The sequence below is a fragment of the Cellulosimicrobium sp. AB352 genome (assembly GCF_049538415.1).
Classification (GTDB): Bacteria; Actinomycetota; Actinomycetes; order Actinomycetales; family Cellulomonadaceae; genus Cellulosimicrobium; species Cellulosimicrobium funkei.
Window position 1 is genome coordinate 57319 of sequence record NZ_JBMVFX010000017.1, and the last position, 17740, is coordinate 75058.

General features: G+C 75.3%; 19 protein-coding genes and 1 tRNA gene. 11 read left to right on the forward strand and 9 right to left on the reverse strand.

From position 1 onward, the window contains the following. The first annotated feature begins 16 nt into the window (after positions 1-16). The 4 genes from ACPCUX_RS13175 to ACPCUX_RS13190 all read left to right on the forward strand — a co-directional run bounded on the left by ACPCUX_RS13175 (position 17) and on the right by ACPCUX_RS13190 (position 4003). Complete coding sequence (locus tag ACPCUX_RS13175) at positions 17-1414, forward strand: class I adenylate-forming enzyme family protein (RefSeq protein WP_423388944.1); 1398 nt, start codon at positions 17-19, stop codon at positions 1412-1414. Further along, positions 1411-2622, forward strand: a complete 1212-nt coding sequence (locus ACPCUX_RS13180; protein WP_423388945.1) for a thiolase family protein — start codon at positions 1411-1413, stop codon at positions 2620-2622. Before ACPCUX_RS13175 ends, ACPCUX_RS13180 begins: the two co-directional genes overlap by 4 nt. A 104-nt stretch (positions 2623-2726) precedes the next feature. After that, positions 2727-3407: an energy-coupling factor ABC transporter ATP-binding protein gene (locus tag ACPCUX_RS13185; protein ID WP_061268581.1), complete on the forward strand. Its 681-nt coding sequence runs from the start codon at positions 2727-2729 to the stop codon at positions 3405-3407. Next, positions 3404-4003, forward strand: coding sequence for an energy-coupling factor transporter transmembrane component T family protein (locus ACPCUX_RS13190; protein ID WP_085388179.1), 600 nt, complete (start codon positions 3404-3406; stop codon positions 4001-4003). The genes ACPCUX_RS13185 and ACPCUX_RS13190 overlap by 4 nt, the downstream gene beginning before the upstream one ends. Positions 4004-4100: 97 nt before the next feature. Here the strand turns inward: ACPCUX_RS13190 and ACPCUX_RS13195 are convergent, their stop codons facing one another. Genes ACPCUX_RS13195 through ACPCUX_RS13205 form a run of 3 tightly spaced genes read right to left on the reverse strand, consistent with a single transcriptional unit; the run spans position 4101 to position 6792 of the window. Next, positions 4101-5399 (reverse strand): MFS transporter, encoded by a 1299-nt coding sequence (locus ACPCUX_RS13195; RefSeq protein WP_423388946.1) that lies wholly within the window; start codon positions 5397-5399, stop codon positions 4101-4103. After that, a complete protein-coding gene (locus ACPCUX_RS13200) occupies positions 5396-6019 on the reverse strand; it encodes an ArsR/SmtB family transcription factor (RefSeq protein ID WP_409141085.1) in 624 nt (207 codons plus the stop codon). The genes ACPCUX_RS13195 and ACPCUX_RS13200 overlap by 4 nt, the downstream gene beginning before the upstream one ends. Positions 6020-6066: 47 nt before the next feature. After that, complete coding sequence (locus ACPCUX_RS13205; RefSeq protein ID WP_409141084.1) at positions 6067-6792, reverse strand: phosphatase PAP2 family protein; 726 nt, start codon at positions 6790-6792, stop codon at positions 6067-6069. 236 nt (positions 6793-7028) lie between these two features. On the opposite strand from ACPCUX_RS13205, the gene ACPCUX_RS13210 reads away from it, so the two are divergent. From ACPCUX_RS13210 to ACPCUX_RS13220, 3 genes are all read left to right on the forward strand, one after another. Continuing rightward, positions 7029-7169, forward strand: a complete 141-nt coding sequence (locus tag ACPCUX_RS13210) for a hypothetical protein (RefSeq protein WP_157446647.1) — start codon at positions 7029-7031, stop codon at positions 7167-7169. A 134-nt stretch (positions 7170-7303) separates the two neighbouring features. Further along, a complete protein-coding gene (gene orn / locus ACPCUX_RS13215; RefSeq protein ID WP_171467715.1) occupies positions 7304-8017 on the forward strand; it encodes an oligoribonuclease in 714 nt (237 codons plus the stop codon). Between the two features lie 92 nt (positions 8018-8109). Then, positions 8110-8185, forward strand: a tRNA-His gene (locus ACPCUX_RS13220). 87 nt (positions 8186-8272) lie between these two features. Here ACPCUX_RS13220 and ACPCUX_RS13225 read toward each other — a convergent pair. Then, positions 8273-8914 carry a LysE family translocator gene (locus tag ACPCUX_RS13225; RefSeq protein WP_232322589.1) on the reverse strand — a complete coding sequence of 214 codons (642 nt, stop codon included), beginning with the start codon at positions 8912-8914 and terminating at the stop codon, positions 8273-8275. Positions 8915-9165: 251 nt separating this feature from the next. Here ACPCUX_RS13225 and ACPCUX_RS13230 point away from each other — a divergent pair, with 251 nt between their 5' ends. The 4 genes from ACPCUX_RS13230 (at position 9166) to ACPCUX_RS13245 (ending at position 12368) form a co-directional block, all read left to right on the forward strand. Beyond that, entirely contained in the window at positions 9166-9999 is an 834-nt protein-coding gene (locus ACPCUX_RS13230) for an ABC transporter ATP-binding protein (protein WP_034654058.1), read from the forward strand. Then, on the forward strand, positions 9996-10637 hold the full coding sequence (locus ACPCUX_RS13235; protein WP_021482821.1) for an ABC transporter permease: 642 nt from the start codon (positions 9996-9998) through the stop codon (positions 10635-10637). The genes ACPCUX_RS13230 and ACPCUX_RS13235 overlap by 4 nt, the downstream gene beginning before the upstream one ends. Further along, the gene (locus tag ACPCUX_RS13240) at positions 10634-11365 is read left to right on the forward strand and encodes an ABC transporter permease (protein WP_423388947.1); all 732 of its coding nucleotides are present in this window, start codon (positions 10634-10636) and stop codon (positions 11363-11365) included. Before ACPCUX_RS13235 ends, ACPCUX_RS13240 begins: the two co-directional genes overlap by 4 nt. Positions 11366-11444: 79 nt before the next feature. After that, complete coding sequence (locus ACPCUX_RS13245) at positions 11445-12368, forward strand: ABC transporter substrate-binding protein (RefSeq protein ID WP_085388186.1); 924 nt, start codon at positions 11445-11447, stop codon at positions 12366-12368. A 69-nt stretch (positions 12369-12437) separates the two neighbouring features. On the opposite strand, the gene ACPCUX_RS13250 is transcribed toward ACPCUX_RS13245, so the two are convergent. The 5 genes from ACPCUX_RS13250 to ACPCUX_RS13270 all read right to left on the reverse strand — a co-directional run bounded on the left by ACPCUX_RS13250 (position 12438) and on the right by ACPCUX_RS13270 (position 17702). Further along, complete coding sequence (locus tag ACPCUX_RS13250) at positions 12438-13364, reverse strand: ATP-grasp domain-containing protein (RefSeq protein WP_043654090.1); 927 nt, start codon at positions 13362-13364, stop codon at positions 12438-12440. Positions 13365-13423: 59 nt separating this feature from the next. Then, a complete protein-coding gene (locus ACPCUX_RS13255; protein ID WP_423388948.1) occupies positions 13424-14983 on the reverse strand; it encodes a dihydrolipoyl dehydrogenase family protein in 1560 nt (519 codons plus the stop codon). A 52-nt stretch (positions 14984-15035) separates the two neighbouring features. Next, entirely contained in the window at positions 15036-15596 is a 561-nt protein-coding gene (locus tag ACPCUX_RS13260; RefSeq protein ID WP_253705834.1) for an AAA family ATPase, read from the reverse strand. A 112-nt stretch (positions 15597-15708) separates the two neighbouring features. After that, the gene (locus tag ACPCUX_RS13265; protein WP_021482756.1) at positions 15709-17355 is read right to left on the reverse strand and encodes a solute symporter family protein; all 1647 of its coding nucleotides are present in this window, start codon (positions 17353-17355) and stop codon (positions 15709-15711) included. Beyond that, positions 17352-17702 carry a DUF485 domain-containing protein gene (locus ACPCUX_RS13270; protein WP_171467711.1) on the reverse strand — a complete coding sequence of 117 codons (351 nt, stop codon included), beginning with the start codon at positions 17700-17702 and terminating at the stop codon, positions 17352-17354. The genes ACPCUX_RS13265 and ACPCUX_RS13270 overlap by 4 nt, the downstream gene beginning before the upstream one ends. Positions 17703-17740 lie beyond the last annotated feature (38 nt).

Genomic DNA, 17740 nt, shown 5'->3' on the forward strand with positions numbered 1-17740 from the left:
CTGCGAGAGTGTCCGCGTGCCCGTCGCCCACCAGGTCCTGACGCACGCCGCCGACCCGGCGGTGCGCGACCGTCCCGCCCTGCGCACGCCCGAGCGGTCGCGCACCTACGCCGCGCTCGCCGCGGACGTGCGCGCGGGCGCGACGCACCTGCGCGCGTCGGGCACGCGACCGGGTGACCTCGTCGCCGTGTCGCTGCCGGAGCCGCTCGACCTGCTCACGGCGATGCTGGCCGTCGACCACCTGGGCGCGACGCCGCTCGTGTGCGACGCCGCCTGGCCGCGCGCCCACCGTGCCGAGGTGCTGCGCACGCTCGCACCGCGCACGTTCGTCGAGGTGCCGCTGCCGCGCGGGACCGGCACCGCCGACGGCGCAGAGCCCGCGCCGCCGCACGTCCCCGGCCCCGAAGACCTCGCGTGGGCCGGGTTCTCGTCGGGGAGCACCGGCCGCCCGCGCGCAGTCGTGCGCACGCGCGCGTCGTGGGCGGGGTCGTTCGACGCGGTCACCCGTCTCCTCGGGCTGCGACCCACCGACGCGGTCCTCGTCCCCGGCCCGCTCGCGTCGTCGCTGTACTGCTTCGCCGCCGTGCACACGCTCGCCGTCGGGGCGTGCGCCGTCCTCACCCGCACGCCGGCCGCGACGACGGCGGCGCTCGCGACGAGCGACGTCGTGCACCTCGTGCCGCAGGTCCTCGACGACGTGCTCGACGCCGTCGCCGCGGGCGCGCCCTCGCGGCTGCGGCACGCGGTCGTCGGCGGGGCGTCGCTCGCGCCCGGGGCGCGGGAGCGGGCGCGGGGCCTCGGCGTCGACCTGCTCGCGTACTACGGCGCCGTCGAGCTGTCGTTCGTCGCCTACGACCCCGACGGGTCGGGGCTGCGCGCGTTCCCCGGCGTGGACCTGGCGGTCCGTCCGCTGCCGTCGGCGAGCGTCGGCGAGGTGTGGGTGCGCTCGCCGTGGGTGTCGCGCGGCTACCTCGCGCGCGCCACGGGGCCGCTGCGGCGCGACGGCGCGTGGCACACCGTCGGGGACCTCGCCGACCCGGGGCCGGAGCCGCTCGTGCTGCGCGGCCGGGGCGACGGCGCGATCCTCTCGGGCGGCTCGACGGTCGTGCCCGAGGACGTCGAGGTCGTGCTGCGGGCCGTGCCCGGGGTGCGCGACGTCGTCGTGCTCGGCACGGCGCACCGGCGCCTCGGGGCGGTCGTGACCGCCGTCGTGGAGTGCGACGACCGGTCGGGGCTGCGTGCGCACCTCGAGCGGGTCGCCCGTGCGGCGCTCGCGCCGGCCCAGCGACCGCGGCGCTGGTACGGCACGCGCGCGCTGCCGCGGACGCCGTCGGGCAAGCCCGCGCGCGGCGCGGTGAGCGAGGCCCTCGGCGGGACGGACCTCGCGCGGTCGGGCCTGGAGCCGCTGCGGTGACCCGGCACCCGAGCACGTCGACGCGCGGCACGACGGACGCGACGCCCGTGGTGGTCGCCGCGCGCCGCACGTGGATCGGCACCGCGGGCCACGGGCACCGGGCGCTCACCGAGGTGGACCTCGCGGCCGCTGTGCTGCGCGCGACCCTCGACGACGCACGGGCGCACGGCGTCGCTGCCGACGTCGCGGACGTCGTGCTCGGGTGCTGCACGGGCCCCGGCGGGGACGTCGCGCGCGTCGCGGCGCTCGCCGCCGGAGCGGGCGTCGGCGTGCCGGGGCTCACCGTCGACCGGCAGTGCGCGTCGGGCCTCGCGGCCGTGCTCGTCGCGGCGCAACAGGTCCGCGCGGGCGAGGCGGCGCTCGTCCTCGCGGGCGGCACCGAGAGCGCGACGCGCTCGCCCGCGCGGGCCCACCGCACGCCCTGGGGCGACGTCCCGTACGCGCGCGCGGCGTTCGCGCCCGTGCCGTGGGCGGACCCGGGGATGGGCGCCGCCGCCGACGAGCTCGCGCGGCGCCGCGGCGTGACCCGCGAGCGCCAGGAGGCGTACGCGGTGCGCAGCCACGCGCGCGCCCTCGCGGCGCACGACGCCGGGCGGTTCGCCGCGGAGACCGTGCGCGTCGGCCGGCCGGGCCGTGGCCTGGAGCGCGACGAGCGCGCGCGCCGCCTCGACCCGGCCGTCGTCGCGCGCCTCTCCCCCGCGTTCACCCCCGGCGGGACGGTCACGGTGGCGACGTCGAGCCCGGTGAGCGACGGCGCCGCCGTCGTGGCGGTCGTCCCCGAGGCGGTGCGCCGCGACCGGGGGCTCGCGGGGCTGCGGGTCGTCGCGTCGGCCACCGTGGGCTGCGACCCGGCGCTGCCCGGGTGGGGCCCGGTGCCCGCGGTGCGCACGGTGCTCGACCGCGCCGGCGCGCGGCTCGACGACGTCGCGGCGGTCGAGGTCGTCGAGGCGTTCGCGGCCCAGGTGCTCGCGGTCACCGACGCGCTCGGCCTCGACCCGCTGGGCGACCCGGCGGACGACGCGCGCGTGTGCGCCGACGGCGGCGCGCTCGCGCTGGGCCACCCCTGGGGCGCGAGCGGCGCGGTGTCCGTGGTCCGGCTGTTCTCCCGGCTCGTGCGCGGGGGCGCGCGGGCCGGGACGCTCGGGCTCGCGACGGCGGCCGTCGGCGGCGGCCAGGGCGTCGCGGTGCTCGTGGAGGTGGCGCGGTGATCGCGCGGGCGGCGCGCGCCGTGCGGGGGCGACGTCGGGACCGCCCGGCCGAGGTCGCGGCACCCGTGCCGGATCTCCCGCCGCAGGACGGCGCGGCGGGCTGCGTGGTGCGGCTCGAGGACGTGCACGTGCGGCTCGGGGAGCGCGACGTCCTGCGCGGCGTGAGCCTCGAGCTGCGCGAGCGCCGGGTCGGCGTGGTCGGGGCGAACGGCTCGGGCAAGAGCACCCTGGCCCGCCTGCTCAACGGGCTCGTCGTGCCCACCGCGGGCCGGGTGCTCGTCGACGGTCTGGACACGCGGCGCCAGGGCGCGGCGGTGCGGCGGCGCGTGGGCTTCGTCTTCACCGACCCGGACGCGCAGATCGTCATGCCGACCGTGGCGGAGGACGTCGCGTACTCGCTCCGCGGCGTCCCCGCGGACGAGCGCGCCGCGGTCGTGCGGCGCGCCCTCGCCGCGCGCGGCCTCGCCGAGCACGCGGACCATCCCGCGCACCTGCTCTCGGGCGGCCAGAAACAGCTCCTCGCGCTCACCTCCGTGCTCGCGGCGGGTCCGCGCCTCGTCGTGGCCGACGAGCCGACCACGCTCCTCGACCTGCGCAACACGCGCCGCGTCGCCGCGGAGCTCGCGTCCCTCCCCCAGCAGGTCGTGCTCGTCTCGCACGACCTCGCGCTCATGGACGCCATGGACCGCGTGCTCGTGGTCGACGGCGGGCGGGTCGTCGCGGACGACGCGCCGGGCCCGGCCGTCGCGCACTACCGGCGCCTGGTCGACGCGGGGCCGGGATGACGCCGGGCGGCTACCGGCCGGGCACCTCGGTGCTGCACCGCCTCCCGGCCGGGGCGAAGCTCGTCGGCCTCGCGACGGCGTCGGGCGCGGTGCTGCTCGTGTCGTCACCGGTCGCGGTGGGGGTCGTGGTCGTCGTGGTCGCGGCGCTCTACGCGCTCGCGGGGGTGGGGGCCCGCGCGGCGTGGGAGCAGGTCCGACCGCTGCGGCTGGTCGTGCCGGTGCTCCTCGCGGTGCAGTGGTTCGCGCTCGGTCCCGCCGCCGCGGTGGTCCTCACGACCCGCCTCGTGGCGCTCGTCGCGCTCGCGGGTCTCGTGCTGCTCACGACCCGCACGGCGGCAGTGCTCGCGGCGATCGAGCGCGGCCTGCGCCCGCTCGGCCGGGTGGGGGTCGACGTCGGCCGGGTCGCGCTCGTCCTCTCGCTCGCCGTGCGCTCCGTCCCGGTGGTCGCGGCGCTCGCGCAGCGCGTGCGGGACGCGTGCCGCGCGCGCGGCCGGGAGCACGACGTCCGGGCCTTCGCCGTCCCGCTCGTCGTGGGCGCCCTGCGCCAGGCGGACGCGCTCGGCGACGCGCTGCGCGCCCGCGGCCTCGACGACTGAGGCCGCCCGCGCGTCGTCTCGCCGGGAGGACCGGTGCCGTGCCCTGCCGACGTGCCCCGCCGCTGCGCCCCGCCGCTGTGCCCGCCGGTCCGCAGCGCTAGCGTGCGCCGACGACGGCGCGACGGCCGCGCAGGGCGAGCGCCGCGGCGACGGCGATGCCCGCCACGGTCACGACGAGCAGCGCCCGGTAGTCCACGACCCCGACGAGCGCGGCCCCCACCACGGTGAGCAGGAGCTGGGGCACGTTGAGCAGCATGGTGCTCGCCGCGGCCACCCGGCCCTGGAGCGCGGGCGGCGTGCGGAGCTGGCGCTCGGTGACGAACCCGACGATCGCCCACGTGACGCCGAGGCCGACGCCGCCGAGCCCGACGACGACCGCCACCACGCTGGTGCCGGTCGCCGGGATGATGCCGAGCGCGAGCACGACCAGCCCCAGCGCGACGAGGCGCTGCGCGCCCCACCGGGCCGCGAGCCGGGCGGCGGTGAGGCCGGCCACGATCGCGGTCACGGCCTGGACGGACGAGACCGGGCCGAGCAGCGCGGCGGGCAGGCCGAGGCCGTCCTCGACGATCGCGAGGCTCACGGCGTTGAGCAGGCCCACCGCCCCGAACGCGATGACGAGGGCGACGGTGAGCACGCCGAGCGGGGCCGTCCGCGCGAGGTGCCGGAAGCCCGCCGTCACCTCGGCGAGGTACGGCTCGCGCTCGTCGGCCGGCGGTGTCTCGCGCACCCGCACGCGCGCCACCACCGCGGCCGCGACGACGAACGCGCCCGACGCGGCCAGGACGAGCGGCCACACGCCCGCCATCGCGTAGGCGCCCGCGCCGACGACGGGCATGAGCAGGCGGAACACCTGGTCGATCGTCGTGAGACGGCCGTTCGCGGCGGCGAGCGCGTCGTCGGGCAGCATGTCGCGCACGAGCCCGGACTGCGCCGCGGACGTCGCGAACCCGACCCCCGAGTACACGACCGTCACGAGGAGCACGAGCCACACCTGTCCCGGGCCGCGGACGAGGAGGAGCGCGAGCAGCACGGCCGCGCCGACGAGGTACGTCGCGACGAGCATCCGGCGGCGGGACACCCGGTCGGCGAGCTGGCCGAGGAACGGCGACGCGAGGGCGGGCAGGCCCAGCGCGGCGAACACGAGCCCGGCTGCGCCGTTCGAGCCCGTGAGGTCCTTGACCCACACGGCGAGGATGATCGCGAGCACCGAGTCGGCGAAGTTGGTGAACCCCCACGCGACCGAGAGCAGGCGGAAGGGTCGCCCGCGGAGCGCGGCCCGCGCGTCCGCTCCCGGCGTCGTGGCCCCGCTCCGCGGCGCGACCGTTGCGGTCGGTGCGGTCGGTGCGGTGTCCGCAGTCGGTGCCGCGGCCGCCGGCTCGGGCGGGGTGGTCACCGGTGGTCCGCGGGCGGGTCGGCGTTGACGACGGCGAACAGCCGCGCCGGCCGGGCCCCCTCGGGGCGCAGCGACGGGTCGTCCCAGCGCCCGGCGAACCGGTCGGTGAGCGCCTCGACCTCGCGCGCGAGCGCGTCGAGCTCCTCGCGCGTCGCGTAGAACGACGACGAGCTGAGCGTGGAGGCGAGCAGCCACCGCGGGTCCTCCGCCGCGGCGCCGGCGAGCCACGCCCGCACGCGCGCCGCCTCCTGGCCGAGCACGAGGTCGGCCACGGCGCTCGCCGCGGGCAGCGACTCGGGCACGTCGGGGTCGAAGCGGGTCTGGCGCCCGCGCCCGACCGTCCGCCAGGGGCGCTCCTTGCCCCGCCGCTCGGCGGGCTCGACGTAGCCGTACTTCGCGAGCATGCGCAGGTGGAACGAGCAGCTCGCGACGGACTCGCCCGTCGCCTCGGCACAGCGCGTGGCCGTGACCTCGCCCTCGTCGTCGAGCAGCGTGAGGATCCGCAGACGCAGGGGGTGCGCGAGGGCGCGGATGCTCGCGGGGTCGCTCGCGACCACCGGTCCGCGCGGGGACGTGCTTGCGGAGGCGCCCTGCCCAGGGTGATCGGCGGCGGTCGTCATGGGGACGACGCTACTTCACGAAAGATATCTTGCGCAAGACTTCTTTCCTAAGAGCCCTCAGGCCCCGCCTCGACCGGTCGCGCCCGCGCCCGGAGGTCGTGCACCCGGCTCACGACGACGACGACGCCGAGCACCGCCACGGCGAGCGCGAGGCCCGCGAGGACGTCGGTGAGGAAGTGGTAGCCGAGGTAGAGGCGGCTCAGCGCCACGGTCCCGACGACGAGCACCGACGCCACGACCCAGACCGTCAGCACGCGAGCGTCGCGGTGGCGGTGCCACACGAGGTAGCCGCCGACGAGCACCAGGGTCGCCGCGCCGATCGTGTGCCCCGAGGGGAACGAGAACGACCGCTCGACCCCGGCCACGACCATCGAGGCGTCCGGCGGGCGCGGACGGGCGATCACGGCCTTGAGCACGCTCGAGACGAGGGTCGCGAGCACCATCGCCCCCGCCAGCAGGCCCGGTTCCCACCAGGTCCCCGAGCGTCGTGCCCACACGACGCACCCGACCGCCACGAGGAGGGGCAGCACGAACGGGCCGAACACGGTCGTCACGACCGTCAGCACCCCCGTCGCGCCGGGGGTCCGGTGCGCGACCATCCAGGCCAGCAGCGGCTCGTCGAACCGCCAGAGGTCGTCCCGCTCCCGGACCGAGTCCAGCAGGCCGGCGAAGCCCAGGACGCCGACCAGGACCAGGAGCAGCCCCGGCCACACGCTCGCGAGCACCGCCCGCGGCGACGTGCCCTCCTTCGACCCGCTCGTCGTCGCTCCCATCCCCGGAGGCTACGGAACGCGGGCCGACGACGCAGGGCGGCGCGGTCGCGGACGGCCCCCGGACGAGACCCCGGCGAGGAGCAGGACGGTCCCCGGCGAAAAACCCGTGCGTCCCCGACGCCCGTCGTGGTCGTATGAGCACACACCGCGGTGGCGTCCGTCCGGTCCGTACCGGGCGGTGGAGGGTCCGGCCAGACCCACGAACCCAGCGTCACGAGAACAGCACGATGCATCCCTTGATCACGTACGACGTGGCGGCCCTCAGCCGTCGCGAGCAGCTGCAGGAGCAGACCCTGCGCCGGTCGCAGCTGCGCCGCACCACGACCCGCGTCCCGGCGCACACCCGGCAGGCCCGCCTGTCGCGCCGCACCGCATGACGCGCACCGAGCGCTCGTCACGCCGGGGGCACACCCCGCCGGGCGAGAGCGCGACCCGTCGAAGGCCTCGGCCGTCCGGACCCTCCGTGGACCGGACCGCCGGGGCCTTCGTCGTGCGCGACTAGGCTGTGGGCGTGAGCCCTGTGAACGCGAACGAACGCATCGTCTGGATCGACTGCGAGATGACCGGGCTCGACCTGGGCGCCGACGCCCTCGTCGAGGTCGCCGCGGTCGTCACCGACTCCGAGCTCAACGTGCTCGGTGACGGCGTCGACGTCCTGGTCCGCCCGCCGGCCGAGGCGCTCGAGCAGATGGGCGACTTCGTGCGCCAGATGCACACGACCTCCGGTCTCCTCGACGAGCTCGACGAGGGCCTGACGCTGGCCGAGGCCGAGCAGCGCGTCCTGGACTACGTCCGCACCTGGGTGCCGGAGCCCGGGAAGGCGCCCCTCGCCGGGAACTCCGTCGGGACCGACAAGGCGTTCCTCGACCGCGACATGCCGGCCCTCATGAGCCACCTGCACTACCGGATCGTCGACGTCTCCTCCGTCAAGGAGCTCTCCCGCCGCTGGTACCCGCGCGCGTACTTCTCCTCGCCCGAGAAGCACGGCGGGCACCGCGCGCTCGCCGACATCCTCGAGAGCATCGACGAGCTGCGCTACTACCGCGCCGCCGTCTTCGTCCCTGCGCCGGGCCCGGACTCGGCGACCGCCCGCAAGATCGCGGAGCAGGTCGTCGCGACGAGCGTGACCCGGGGACGCACGCGGCCGCACGAGCCCGGCGAGAGCGCCGCCACGACCGCCGACGACGCCGCCGTGGCGACCGTCACAGGGGCCACGGAGGCCTGACGCGAGAAAGGCGTCCGGGAGCACCCCGCAGACCGGGTACACTTTTCGACGGCCGGTGCTCCAGGCGCCGGTCCGTGAGCACGGCTCACATGGTGGGTATAGCTCAGCTGGTAGAGCACCTGGTTGTGGTCCAGGGGGTCGCGGGTTCAAGTCCCGTTACTCACCCCAGACGGCGAGGGCCGGTCTCCTGACGGAGACCGGCCCTCGTCGCGTCCGAGCCCGACGCGCTCGACGGCGGCGCGCTCCGGGGCTTGCTCAGGGCGCCCGGTGCGACGCGACGGCGAGGACGCCGCCGAGGCCGATCATCATCCCGCCGCCCGCGGCCCGCACCGTGCCGAGGCGCCGGGGCGAGGACGCGAACCACGAGCGGGCCGCGCCCGCGGCCAGCGCCCAGACGCTGTCGCACACGAACGCGATGACGGTGAAGACGAGCCCGAGCACCATCATCTGCCCGGGCACGCGGCCCGCGTGGAAGTCGGTGAACTGCGGCAGCACCGCGACGAAGAACACGATCGTCTTGGGGTTGGTCACCCCCACGACGTAGCCCTGCCGCACCACGCGCCACCAGGGCTCGCGGACGGGGGCGTCGTCGACGGCGACGGTCCCGTCGCGCCGGTGGCGGATCGCCTGGACGCCGAGCCACACGAGGTACGCGGCACCGACGAGCTTGACGACCGTGAAGATCGCGACCGACGTCGCGACGACCGTCCCGACCCCGAGCGCCACCGCGACCACGAGCGTGAGCGCGCCCAGCTCGTTGCCGAGCACGCTGAGCACGCCGCCGCGGTGGCCCAGCGTGAGCGAGCGGCCGACGACGAAGAGCACGCTCGGGCCGGGGATCGCGACGAGCACGAGGGAGGCGAGCGCGAAGGCGAGGAGGGCGTCGAGGTGCGGCACAGCGCCACGATAGGACGCGGCGTGACGCGCGTCACGGGCGAATCCGAGCCCGCCGCTCCGACGCCGGGTCGAGCAGGCCACGGTGCCGGACGCGGAGTGGCCGTGACGGGCGGGCGTCCCCCGTAGTCCGGGTGCGGCGTGTCGGTGGTTCGTCGTACGGTCTGGGAGACGCGCGGCACTGCGCTCGACGAGCCGAACCGCGGTCGTGGTTGGGTGGAGGCCGTTCACCGACTGTCGGGAGGCAGCGCCCCATGATCGAGTTCCGATCGGTCACGAAGACGTACCCCGACGGCACGGCCGCGGTCGCCGACTTCGACCTCGTCATCCCACCCCACCGCACCACGGTGCTCGTCGGCTCCTCCGGGAGCGGCAAGACGACGCTCCTGCGCATGATCAACCGGATGGTCGAGCCCACGTCGGGCACGATCGAGATCGACGGCAGCTCCGTCCTCGACCGCGACCCGGTGAAGCTGCGGCGCAGCATCGGGTACGTCCTGCAGAACGGCGGGCTGCTCCCCCACTACAAGGTCGTCGACAACGTGACGACGGTCCTGCGCCTCGAGGGCACGCCCCGGCGACAGGCGCGCGAGCGCGCCCTCGAGCTCCTCGACACCGTCGGCCTCGACCGCGCGCTCGCGGACCGCTACCCGAGCCAGCTCTCGGGGGGCCAGCAGCAGCGCGTGGGCGTCGCCCGCGCGCTCGCCGCGGACCCGAACATCCTGCTCATGGACGAGCCGTTCGGCGCGGTGGACCCGATCGTGCGGGCCGAGCTCCAGACCGAGACCATCCGGCTGCAGCGGGAGCTGGAGAAGACGGTCGTCTTCGTCACGCACGACGTCGACGAGGCCTTCCTGCTCGGCGACCAGGTCGTGATCCTCGAGAAGGGGGCGCAGATCGCGCAGATCGGGTCCCCGAGCGAGATCCTCGAGAACCCCGCGAGCGAGTTCGTCGCGAGCTTCATCGGTGCCGAGCGCGGCCGTCGTGCGCTGCGCACGAAGCGGACGGACCACGGCACGGTCCTCGTCGACGGCGCGGGACGGACCCAGGGCGTGCTCGTCGGCGACGCCCCCGAGGACGGCGCATGACCTGGGTCCTGGACAACCTCGACCTCATCGGCCGACTGACCGTCGAGCACCTGCGCCAGTGCGTCGTGCCGATCGTGCTGGGGTTCGTCGTCTCGATCCCGCTGGGCTGGCTCGCGTTCCGGTTCCGCCTCACGCGGGGCCTCGTGCTCACGCTCGTCGGCCTGCTCTACACGATCCCGTCGCTCGCGCTCTTCGCGCTGCTCCCGCCGCTCCTCGGCATCAGCTTCCTGTCCGAGGTCAACCTGGTCGTCGCGCTGACGATCTACGCGGTGGCGATCATGACGCGGTTCGTCGCCGACGCCCTGGCGTCGGTCGACCCGACGGTCCGGCAGGCGGCCCTCGCCGTCGGGTACGGGCCGTGGCGGCGCTTCTGGCAGGTGGACCTCCCGCTCGCCGGCCCGGTCGTGCTCGCCGGGCTGCGCGTCACGGCCGTCTCGACCATCTCGCTCGCGACGGTCGGCATCCTCATCGGGATCGACAACCTCGGCTATCTCTTCACCAACGGCTACCAGCGACAGATCGTCCCCGAGATCCTTGCCGGCGTCGTCGCGGTCGTCGTCATCGCCCTGCTCGTCGACCTGCTGCTCGTGCTCGCCGGACGAGCGGTCATGCCCTGGTCCCGGAAGGTGCGCGCATGAACGTCTTCTCCGACGCGGTCGCCTGGATCTTCTCCCCCGACCGGCTCACGGGCGCGCTCCCGCTGCCCGAGGCGATCTGGACCCACCTCGCGTTCACGTTCGTGGCGGTCCTGATCGCCGCGGCGATCGCGATCCCCGCGGGCTGGGCGATCGGCCACACCGGGCGCGGGCGGGAGGTCGCGGTCGCCCTCTCGGGCGCGGCGCGCGCCGTGCCCTCGTTCGGGCTCGTCCTGCTGCTCGTGCTCGTGCTCGGGGTGACGCACAAGATCGCGGCCTCGATCACAGCGTTCGTGCTCCTCGCGATCCCGCCGATCCTCGCGGGGGCGTACGCCGGAATCGAGTCCGTCGAACGCCGCGTGGTCGACGGCGCCCGGTCCGTCGGCATGACCGGTCGCCAGGTGCTGTTCCAGGCCGAGGTCCCGCTCGGCCTCCCGCTGCTCATCGGCGGGCTGCGGTCCGCGACGCTCCAGGTCGTCGCGACCGTCACGCTCGCCGGCTACGTCGGCAACTGGGGCCTCGGCTTCTACATCGTGCAGGGCATCCAGATCCGCGACTTCTCCCAGATCCTCGGTGCGGCCCTCGTCATCGTGGTGCTGGCCGTCGTGCTCGACGCGCTGTTCGCGATACTCCAACGGGTCGTCGTGCCGCGCGGCGTCACGGCGGGACGGTCCGTGGAGGACTCCCCGTCCCGGCGGCGCCGCCGCGCCCCCGAACCCACCACCGCCTGACGCGGACGGCCGCTCCCCCGCCGCACGCGCCGAACCGATCCCTCCCGGTCTCCGGGACGGCCCTCAGAAAGGCAGACACATGCGCACCACCCGACGCACCGCCGCCCTCGTCGCCACCGCGGCGACCGCCGTCCTCGCCCTCACCGCCTGCGGCGGCGGGTCCGACCCGCTCGCCGAGGACACCACGAGCGCCGACGGCGGCGGCAGCGCCTCGTCCGACACGATCGTCGTCGGCTCGCAGGCCTACTACTCGAACGAGATCATCGCGGAGATCTACGCGCAGGCGCTCGAGGCCGAGGGCTTCACGGTCGAGCGCAACTTCTCGATCGGTCAGCGCGACGCGTACATGCCCGCGCTCGAGAGCGGCGAGGTGCAGGTCTTCCCGGAGTACACGGGCAACCTGCTGCAGTTCTTCGACCCGGAGACCACGGCGACGTCGCCCGACGACGTGTACGCGGCGCTCCAGGAGGCGCTGCCCGACGGCCTCACGGTCCTCGACCAGTCGACCGCGACCGACCAGGACTCCTACAACGTCACCGAGGCGTTCGCGACGGAGCACGACCTCACCAGCCTGTCCGACCTCGCCGGTCTCGACGTGCCGCTCACGCTCGGCGGCCCCGCCGAACTCGAGCAGCGCCCGTACGGCCCGCAGGGGCTCAAGGACGTGTACGGCGTCGACGTGTCGTTCGTCGCGACGGGCGACACGACCGTCCAGGACCTCGTCGCCGGCACGGTGAACATCGCGAACGTGTTCAGCGCCGACCCGCGCATCCAGACGGAGAAGCTCGTCACGCTCGAGGACCCGGAGGGCCTGTTCCTCGCCTCGAACGTCGTGCCGCTCGTCAACGCGGACATCGCCGACGAGATCGCGGACGTCATCAACCCGGTGAGCGAGGCACTCACGCCCGAGGGCCTCGTCGCCCTCAACGTGGAGTCCACGGTCGACCAGCGTTCGCCCGAGGACATCGCCGCGGACTGGCTGTCGGAGAACGGCCTCGCCTGACCGCACGACGACGGCGGCCCGTCCCGGGATCGGGACGGGCCGCCGTCGTCGTGGGCGAGCCCGCTCGGGTCAGCGCGCGACGCGCGCCGCGATCGCGTCCGCGAACCGGTCGAGCGACCCCGGGGCGAGCGCGAGGAACAGCGACGGCTCGGTGAGCTCGAGCTCGATGACGACGACGCCGCCGTCGTCGTTGCCCGTCACGACGTCCACGCGCGCGTAGAGGAAGCTCGCCGGGTCCCCGCCGCCGACGGCGTCGGCCGCCACGGCCAGGGCGCGGCGTGCGACGTCGAGCTGCTCGTCCGACGCGGTGAACGGGCTCATCTCCTCCTGCTGGTAGAGGCCGCGCGTCGGGCGGTGCGGGCCGGTGAGCAGGGCGTTCTTGCGCACGGCGTGCGAGAACTCGCCGTCGACGAAGACGAGGCCCGTCTCCCCCGCGGTGTCGACGCTCGTCACGTAGGGCTGCACCATGACCTCGCGCCCGGAGACGAGCAGGTTCTTGGCGTGCTGGATCGCGAGCCCGCGCGAGTGCGCCTCGCCCGCCTGGTACCGGCCCGTGTCCTTCGCGCCCGCGCTGACCACGGGCTTGATGACGAAGTCGCCCTGGGCGGGCAGGCGCGTGTGGATCGCGCGCGAGGAGAGGTTGCGCGCCGGGTCGAGCCACAGCGTCGGGATGACGGGGATGCCCGCGCCCTCGAGCTCGCGCAGGTAGCCCTTGTCGGTGTTCCAGCGCAGCACCTGCTCCGCGTTGAGGATGCGGGGGACCCGGCTCGCCCACGCGACGAACTCGTCGCGCCGGGCCGAGTAGTCCCAGGTCGAGCGCACGACGACGGCGTCGAACGCGGCCCAGTCCACGTCGGGGTCGTCCCAGACGGCGGGCTGCGCCGCGACGCCCCGGGCGTCGAGCGCCCGCACGAGCGGCGCGTCGTCGGGGTCGAGCTGCGGGAGGACGGAGCACGTCGCGAGGGCGACGCGCGGGGCGGTGTTCTCGGTCGTCACGCCCCCGAGCCTAGGCGACCGGGCCGCGGCGCGGGCGCCGGGCCTGCGCCGGGTGGTCCCTACAGCCCGTACTCCTCGAGCAGCCGCAGCCACACCTCGCTCACCGTCGGGTACGACGGCACGGCGTGCCACAGCCTGCGCATCGGGACCTCCCCCACGACGGCGATCGTCGCGGCGTGCAGCATCTCCGCCGCGTCGGGGCCCACGAACGTGGCGCCGACGACGACCTCGCGCGCGGCGTCGACCACGAGCTGCGCGCTGCCCGCGTAGTCGGCGGAGCGCACCGAGGAGCCCGCGATGTTCGCGAGGTCGTAGCGCACGACGCGCACGTCGAGGCCCGCGTCGCGCGCGGACGACTCGGTGTGCCCGACGGCCGCCACCTCGGGCCGCGTGAACACGACCTGGGGCGAGGCGACGGCGTCGGCGGTCGCGGCGAACCGCGACCACGGCTCGGGGTCGGCGCCGACGGCGGGCGGCCGCTCGCCCGCGGTCGGGGCGTCCTCGGCGTCGGGGTCGCCGAAGCGCGCGGCGACGACGTCGCCCGCGACGCGGCCCTGGTACTTGCCCTGGTGGGTCGTCGCGACGCGACCGGTGACGTCGCCCGCCGCGTACAGCCACCCGGTGCCGGCCTCCGACCCGAGCCCCTGGACGAGCATCGTGTCGTCGACCTCCAGCGCGCGGCCGGGCGCGAGCCCGACGGAGTCGACCCCGAGGTCCTGGGTGCGCGGCACGCGGCCCGTCGCGACGAGCACGCGCTCGGCCGTGACGGGCGCCAGCTCGGGCGCGTCCCCGCCGTCCGCGGGACCGGCGGCCGCGAGGACGAGCCGCACGCCGCCGTCGGGCAGGGGCTCGACGGCCTCCGTCGACACGCCGAGCCGCACGTCGACCCCCAGCTCCCGCAGCGACGCGGCGACCGCCTGGCCCGCCCAGGGCTCGGTGCGCCCGAGCAGGCCGCCGCGCGAGAGCACGGTCACGTGCGCCCCGAGGTCGGCGAACGCGACCGCCATCTCGGTGGCGACCACGCCCCCGCCGACGATCGCGAGCGACTCGGGCACGTCCTCGACCGCGGTCGCCTCGCGGCTCGTCCACGGGTTCGCGTCAGCCAGCCCGGGGACGTCGGGCAGGACGGGCACGCTGCCCGTCGCCACGATCACCGCGTGGCGGGCCGCGAGCCGGCGGGTGCGCGGCAGGTCGTCCGGGTCGGCGTCGGGCTCCTCGGCGACGACCTCCACGAGCCGCGGGCCGACGATCCGCCCGAGCCCGCGCACGAGCGTGAGGCCCGCGCCCTCGACCCAGGAGACCTGGCCGGAGTCGTCCCAGTCGGAGACCATCTGGTCGCGGCGCGCGAGGACGGCGGCGACGTCGAGGTCGTCCCCGACGGCGACGCCCGGGACACCTCGGGCTTCCGCCCGCACGGCCCCCGGTCGGAGGAGCGTCTTGGACGGCATGCACGCCCAGTACGAGCACTCGCCGCCCACGAGCTCGGCCTCGACGAGCGCCACGCTCAGGCCGGTGCGCGACGCGCGGTCGGCGGCGTTCTCGCCGACGGGCCCGCCGCCGATCACGATCACGTCGTACGTCTCGTCAGGGGTGGTCTCGGGCTGCGCGTCGGACGTCATGGGCCCATCCTCGCGCGACGGCCCGGTCGCCGCCCGGCGGTGCGGCGGCGGGTCAGGCGACGCGGGCCTCGTCGAGCCGGTCGAGCACGCGCCGGACGGTCTGCGCGACCGTCCACCCGGTCGTGTCGACGTGCAGGCCGCCGGGCGTCGCGCGGGCCGCGGCGGCGAACTCCTCCGGGGTCCAGGCGCCGTACGCCTGCTTGTGGCGGCCGGCGTCGCGCGCGGCGAGCGTGGCGGCGTCCGGCGTCAGCACGACGGCGTAGCAGGGCCGGGTGCGCACGCGCGCCGTGAACCGCGCGAGGTCGGGGCCGAGCAGGATGTCCTGGACCACGGCCGTGACGCCTGCGGCCGCGTACGTGTCGGCCGCCTGCGCCGCGAGCGCCTGCCGCAGGTCGAGCTGGGCCCGGGCCGCGGCGGACAGGGGCGGCGCCGTCGACGCCTGGCCGCTGACCACGAACCGCCGGAACTGGTCCCCGCGCACGTGCGCGGCGAGCGGGAACGTGCGGGCGAGCGCGTCGGCGACCGTGGACTTCCCCGAGGCCATCGCCCCGGTGACGACGAGGACCGGCGTCTCCTCGCCCGGGACGACGGGGGCCGGGGTAGCGGAGGTCACGGCGCGACCGTACGGCGTCGTCGGCGTGCCGCGCGACGGAATTGCCGCGCGCGCGGACGCCCCCGGTCGGGACCGGGGGCGTCCTGCACGGGCCGCGGGGGTCGCCGTCGGGCTAGTGCACCGTCGCCTTCTCGGCGCCCGCCCCCGTGAGCGAGCGCACCTCCATCTCGGCGAACTTCTCGGGGTGCGGCTTCTCCCTGCTGAGGAGCGTCCCGACGATCCCGAGGAGGAACGCGAGCGGGATCGACACGATCCCGGGGTTGCTCAGGGGGAAGATCGCGAAGTCGATGTCCGTGTTCTTGATCATCGACAGGCTCGCGCCCGTCACCGGGTCGACCTTCCCGGACACGACGGGAGAGAACGCGATGAGCACGACGCACGAGATCAGGCCGCCGTACATGCTCCACAGCGCGCCCGCGGTGTTGAACCGCTTCCAGAACAGCGAGTAGAGGATCGTCGGGAGATTCGCGCTCGCCGCGACGGCGAACGCGAGCGCCACGAGGAACGCGACGTTCTGGCCCTGCGCGAAGATGCCGCCGAGGATCGCGAGGATCCCGATGACGACGACGGTGATGCGCGCGACCTTGACCTCGCCGTCGGGCTTGACCTCGCCGCGCTTGATGACGTTGGCGTAGATGTCGTGCGCGAAGCTCGCCGCCGCGGTGATGGTGAGACCGGCGACGACGGCGAGGATGGTCGCGAACGCGACGGCGGAGATGAAGCCGAGGAGGATCTCGCCGCCGAGCGCGAACGCGAGCAGGGGTGCCGCGGAGTTCACGCCCCCTGGAGCGGAGCTGATCGTCTCCGGCCCCACGAGCGCGCCCGCCCCGTACCCGAGCACGAGGGTGAACAGGTAGAAGATGCCGATGAGCCAGATCGCCCACACGACCGACCGGCGGGCCTCCTTGGCGGAGGGCACGGTGTAGAAGCGCATGAGGACGTGTGGCAGGCCGGCGGTGCCGAGCACGAGCGCGAGGGCGAGCGACAGGAAGTCGAGCTTCGTGGTGCCGGTGGCGCCGTACTGCTTGCCGGGCTCGATGAGCGCCTCGCCGCCCGGGCCCGCCTTGTCGATCGCGCCCTGGAGCAGGTCGGACAGGTTGAAGCCGAACTTCGCGAGGACCCACACGGTCATGACGGCGGCGCCCGCGATGAGCAGCACGGCCTTGATGATCTGGACCCAGGTGGTGCCCTTCATCCCACCGACCAGCACGTAGAGGATCATCAGCGCGCCGACGACCGCGACGACGACGCTCTGGCCCGCCGTGGAGTCCACGCCGAGCAGCAGCGCCACGAGCCCGCCGGCCCCGGCCATCTGCGCGAGCAGGTAGAAGAACACGACGGCGAGGGTCGCGAGCGCGGCCGCCATGCGCACGGGCCGCTGCTTGAGCCGGAAGGACAGCACGTCGGCCATCGTGAACTTGCCGGTGTTGCGCAGGAGCTCGGCGACGAGCAGCAGCGCGACCAGCCACGCGACGAGGAAGCCGATCGAGTAGAGGAACCCGTCGTAGCCGTTGATCGCGATGGCGCCGCAGATCCCGAGGAAGCTCGCGGCGGACAGGTAGTCGCCCGCGATGGCGGTCCCGTTCTGCGGCCCGGTGAACGACCGTCCGCCCGCGTAGTAGTCCGCGGCGGACTTGTTCTGCCGGGACGCGCGCAGCACGATGACGAGGGTCACCGCGACGAACACGGCGAAGATCGCGACGTTGACGACGGGGTTCCCGACGTCCGTGGCCTCGGCGGCCAGGAGGTGCGCGCTCACAGCTCGTCCTCCTCGATCTCCCGGCGGAGCTCGTCCGCCTGGGCGTCGAAGCGCTTGTTGGCCCAGTGCGCGTAGATCATGGTGATCGCGAACGTGGACACGAACTGGCCGAGCCCGAGGAGCAGCCCGACGGTGACGTTCCCCCACACCCGGACGCTCATGAGGTCGTGCGCGTAGTTCGCCAGCAGCACGTAGACGAAGTACCACACGAGGAACAGCGCGGTCATCGGGAACACGAAGCTCCGGAAGCGTCGGCGCAGGTCCTGGAACTCGGGCGAGCGTTGCACCCGCTGGTAGTCGGTCTCTTCGGCGGGCCCCGGTCCGGGGGCGGCCGTCACGTCGGTCATGACGCCTCCGTTGGCTCATTCCGTGGACAGACAGAGAG

Coding starts and splice junctions, on each gene's coding strand:
- ACPCUX_RS13235 (WP_021482821.1), top strand. CDS start 9,996: ATGACCTGGGTCCTGGACAACCTCGACCTCATCGGCCGACTGACCGTC.
- ACPCUX_RS13190 (WP_085388179.1), top strand. CDS start 3,404: ATGACGCCGGGCGGCTACCGGCCGGGCACCTCGGTGCTGCACCGCCTC.
- ACPCUX_RS13240 (WP_423388947.1), top strand. CDS start 10,634: ATGAACGTCTTCTCCGACGCGGTCGCCTGGATCTTCTCCCCCGACCGG.
- ACPCUX_RS13255 (WP_423388948.1), bottom strand. CDS start 14,983: ATGACGTCCGACGCGCAGCCCGAGACCACCCCTGACGAGACGTACGAC.
- ACPCUX_RS13205 (WP_409141084.1), bottom strand. CDS start 6,792: ATGGGAGCGACGACGAGCGGGTCGAAGGAGGGCACGTCGCCGCGGGCG.
- ACPCUX_RS13245 (WP_085388186.1), top strand. CDS start 11,445: ATGCGCACCACCCGACGCACCGCCGCCCTCGTCGCCACCGCGGCGACC.
- ACPCUX_RS13230 (WP_034654058.1), top strand. CDS start 9,166: ATGATCGAGTTCCGATCGGTCACGAAGACGTACCCCGACGGCACGGCC.
- ACPCUX_RS13200 (WP_409141085.1), bottom strand. CDS start 6,019: ATGACGACCGCCGCCGATCACCCTGGGCAGGGCGCCTCCGCAAGCACG.
- ACPCUX_RS13270 (WP_171467711.1), bottom strand. CDS start 17,702: ATGACCGACGTGACGGCCGCCCCCGGACCGGGGCCCGCCGAAGAGACC.